Below are 1,271 nucleotides of genomic sequence, written 5' to 3' on the forward strand. Positions count from 1 at the left end.
CCGCGCGGCGGGGGGGGGGTGGCGCTGTGGGTGGCGGGCCGCCCCCCTGTCTCGCTCGTGGGGGGGGGGGGGGCGGGGCCGCCCCGCCCCCCCCCCCCCCCCCCCCTCCCCCGCGCGGTCAGTGGGTGCGGCGCGTCACCAGCTCGGCCAGCGCGAGCAGTTCGTCCGTCCGGGCCGGCTCGGGCACGGCCGCGGCCAGCAGGTCCATCGCGGCGGCCATCCGCTCGCAGGACGCACCCTGTGCCCAGCCGCGCCCGCCCGCGCCCTCGACGGCCGCGGCGCAGAGCGCCAACTCCTCGGCACTGAGCTGCCGTTCCAGCGTGTACAGCTCGGCGAGCCGGGCGCCGTCGGGCGTGCCCGAGCCGAGCGCCGCGACCACCGGCAGCGACTTCTTCCGCGCCACCAGGTCCGCCCCGACCGGCTTGCCGGTGACGGCCGGGTCGCCCCAGATGCCGATCAGGTCGTCGATCAGCTGGAACGCCAGACCGATCTCCCGCCCGAAGCCGTCCATCGCCTTCGCCGCCCGCTCGGACGCGCCGCCGTACTCCGCGCCCATCGCGCAGGACGCGCCCAGCAGGGCGCCCGTCTTCGCCTCGGCCATCGCGAGGCACTCGGCGAGCGAGACGTCGTCCCGCTGCTCGAAGGCGCAGTCGATCTGCTGGCCCTCGCACAGCTCGACCACGCAGTCGGTGAGCCGGCGGACGGCGGACCGGGCGGCCGGGTGGGTGTCCTCGGCCAGCAGCCGCAGCGCCAGCGAGTGCATCGCGTCGCCGGCCAGGATCGCCTCGGTGGTGCCGAACACCCGCCAGGCGGTGGGGCGGTGGCGGCGGGTCTCGTCGCGGTCGATGACGTCGTCGTGGAGCAGGGTGAAGTTGTGCACCAGCTCGACGGCCGCCGCGGCGGCGGTGGCCGCGGCCGGGTCGCCGCCGAGGGCCTGGGCGGCGGCGAGGACCATGGCCGGGCGGATCGCCTTGCCGGAGGGCGACGCGGAGGGCGAGCCGTCCGCCTCCCACCAGCCGAAGTGGTAGCCGGCGACCTTGCGCATCGCGCCCGGCAGCGAGTCGACGGCGGCCCGCAGGACCGGGTCGACCAGACCGCGGGCCCGGACGAGCACGTCCTCGGCCTCGTGGCCCTCCCGGTGGTCCCGCTCCAGCGTGGGGCTCGTCATGGGTTCCTCCCCCTGATGACCTGTCGTGAGAAGGGGGGGGGCCCCGCGCGCGGGGGGGGGGGCCCGCGCGGCGCGGGGCGGGGGGCCGGGGGCGATACACAGA

1 protein-coding gene is annotated in these 1,271 nt (G+C 78.0%); it reads right to left on the reverse strand.

Features of this window, described 5'->3' with window-relative positions:
• Window positions 1–118: 118 nt before the first annotated feature.
• On the reverse strand, window positions 119–1,168 hold the full coding sequence (locus tag ACFV4F_RS19190; protein WP_380503865.1) for a family 2 encapsulin nanocompartment cargo protein polyprenyl transferase: 1,050 nt from the start codon (window positions 1,166–1,168) through the stop codon (window positions 119–121).
• Window positions 1,169–1,271: the final 103 nt, after the last annotated feature.

The sequence above is a fragment of the Kitasatospora sp. NPDC059722 genome (genome assembly GCF_042733235.1).
Lineage (GTDB): Bacteria > Actinomycetota > Actinomycetes > Streptomycetales > Streptomycetaceae > Kitasatospora.

Bases quoted from the DNA above. Each gene is read 5' to 3' on its own strand.
- ACFV4F_RS19190 (WP_380503865.1), bottom strand. From the start codon at position 1,168: ATGACGAGCCCCACGCTGGAGCGGGACCACCGGGAGGGCCACGAGGCC.